This is a genomic window from Nitrospira sp. BLG_2 (assembly GCF_049222245.1).
In genome coordinates this window covers 1-1722 of sequence record NZ_JBLYIG010000246.1, presented here as the reverse complement: position 1 = coordinate 1722, position 1722 = coordinate 1, and the positions used below count along the sequence as shown (strand labels likewise).

Here is a 1722-nt window from a genome sequence, read left to right as displayed (position 1 = left end):
GTGCAGGAGGATGGAAAAGAGAAGCGGATCGTATTTTCCGGCGATATCGGCCCTCGAAGCATTCCGATGTTGCGCGATTTCGAGCCATTCCATGAAGCAGACATGGTTTTTCTCGAATCCACCTATGGAAACCGCGACCATGCTCCGTTCCGCAAAACGGTCGACGAGTTTGTCGCAGCGGTCAAGAACGCCGTGAAGGGACGCGGAAAGATTATTGTCCCCACATTCGCCATCGGGCGGGCCCAGTTGTTGACCAGTCTTCTGGCCTGGATGTTTCGAACAAAGAAGGTCAAACCCTTCCCGATCTTCCTCGACAGTCCCATGGCCATTGAAGCGACGAACATCTACACCCGACATCGTGAACTCTTTGACGACGCGCTGTTGAAGTTCATCAAGGATCGGCCGCTTCGCGAAGATCTCAAATCCATGCAGATGACGTCTACGGCGGAGGAATCCAAGAAGATCAACGACGTTCCCGGTCCCTGCATGATCATGGCTGGCGCAGGCATGTGCAACGGCGGTCGCGTTCTGCATCACCTGAAAAACAATCTGTGGAAACCTGAGACGCAAGTGATCATCGTGGGGTATCAGGGTCACGGATCCCTGGGAAGACGCTTGGTGGATGGGCAAAGTCCGGTGACCATCCACGGTGAAAAAGTCATGGTGCGCGCCCAAATTCACACGCTGGGCGGTTTCAGCGCTCACGCGGGCCAGACGGAACTGCTGGCGTGGTTCAGCGTCATCGCTCCGAGCAAGCCGCGCGTGGTGCTGACGCACGGCGAAGACCTTCAAAGGAACGAATTGGCAAAGCAGATCCAGAAGCGTTTCGGCTTGAAGTGCACGCTGCCAAAGATGGGCGACGTGATCGAGATATGATAGTTGGTTTTGTGCATGTGAAATGAGGTCACAACGGCATGCCTGGATTCAATCTGAATGAACACGAGTTGACCGTCGGCGAGGTTCACCGCAATCTGCCACCCGGTACGCTGTACGAACATGCCGTCAGGTATGAAAAAGAATCAAGCATCGCGGATAACGGGGCTTTGGTTGCCTATTCCGGAGCCAAGACCGGGCGATCACCGAAAGACAAACATATTGTCCGTCATCCATCATCAGAAAACGACGTCTGGTGGGGAAAGGTCAACATTCCGGTCGCTCCACAGACGTTCGCCATCAACCGCGAACGAGCGCGAGATTACCTGAATTCTCGTGACCGGCTCTACTGCTTCGATGGGTTTGCGGGATGGGATCCGAAATACCGGCTCAAGGTACGCGTCATCTGCTCGCGTCCATACCACGCCCTGTTCATGCACACGATGTTAATTCGGCCCACCAAGCAGGAATTGGAAAATTTTCATCAGCCTGATTTCGTGATCTACAACGCCGGCGCTTTTCCCGCCAACCGTCTTACCGCCGGCATGGGCTCCAAGACCAGCATCGACCTGAGCTTTGAAGACCGCGAACTCATCATTCTCGGCACCGAATACGCTGGTGAAATGAAAAAAGGCGTTTTCACAGTGGTCAACTATCTGGCCCCCAAGCGGGGCATTCTCTCCATGCATTGCTCGGCCACGGCTGACAGACAATCCGGTCGTTCGTCATTGCTTTTCGGCCTGTCGGGCACCGGCAAGACGACGCTCTCCGCGGACTCCAAACGACATCTCATCGGGGATGATGAACATTGCTGGAGCGACGAGGGTATTTTTAATATTGAGGGCGGCT

At 54.7% G+C, this 1722-nt stretch carries 2 protein-coding genes; both read left to right on the top strand.

Going from position 1 to position 1722, the window contains the following annotated elements:
• A partial coding sequence (locus tag ACOSYY_RS06805; RefSeq protein ID WP_421661513.1) for an MBL fold metallo-hydrolase RNA specificity domain-containing protein occupies positions 1-876 on the top strand: 876 nt, incomplete at its 5' end.
• Between the two features lie 38 nt (positions 877-914).
• A partial coding sequence (locus tag ACOSYY_RS06800) for a phosphoenolpyruvate carboxykinase (ATP) (RefSeq protein WP_526023297.1) occupies positions 915-1722 on the top strand: 808 nt, incomplete at its 3' end.